This window comes from Bartonella sp. AP57NXGY, from assembly GCF_042195805.1.
In the GTDB taxonomy this organism is placed as follows: Bacteria; Pseudomonadota; Alphaproteobacteria; order Rhizobiales; family Rhizobiaceae; genus Bartonella.
Window position 1 is genome coordinate 1 of record NZ_JBHIOZ010000527.1, and the last position, 698, is coordinate 698.

Genomic DNA, 698 nt, shown 5'->3' on the forward strand with positions numbered 1-698 from the left:
TCTATTCAGTTTGAAACGTGTAGGATGTGAAAAATACGAATTTACACAAGGAGCATCATTATGAAAAAAGTGATCAGGTTAGCGGTATTATCAGCAATGTCAACTGTGACCGTTTTGATGCCGCTAAATGCAACGCTTGCGGATATGGCATGGAATCGTAGTGACTCTATCTCGAGAGAAATAGATGATATGATGAGGAAGATGCGTAAAGAAACAGATGATGCGATAAGGGAAATGAGGAAGAAAGCTGATATTCTGCCTTGCGGTTTTTCTCGCTCCCATTGTTCTGATAAAAAACGTAGCTTTTTATCTGATGATTTCCAAAAGTTTGTTGATGATTTCCACAAAAGTTCTGATGACGACAAGAGAAGATTTAAAGCCAAACATGAAAGGTCTGTAGCCAAACAGAGTAAGACGGAACAACAACATCATCATCACCACCACCACCATTATCATCATGTTGAAAACAAAACATATCATTACGTCGAGCGCAAAAAGACAAAACACAGTAATATTCATATAGATAACTCAGGAGATGCTTTAGCGGTGGGTATTCTTGGTCTTGCAACAGGTACGATTCTTGGTACAATTTTAAAAAAACCAGAACAGCCACAAGTGGTTTATCAAATAGTACCACAAAATCAGGTAATTTATCAAAAAGTTCCGCAAAATCAAAGAGTTTATCAAGTGCAGCAAAC

At 37.5% G+C, this 698-nt stretch carries 1 protein-coding gene; it reads left to right on the top strand.

Annotation, left to right across the window (positions count from 1 at the left end; translation table 11 throughout):
* Positions 1-60: 60 nt before the first annotated feature.
* A partial coding sequence (locus ACFIL8_RS11835) for a BA14K family protein (protein ID WP_375689978.1) occupies positions 61-698 on the top strand: 638 nt, incomplete at its 3' end.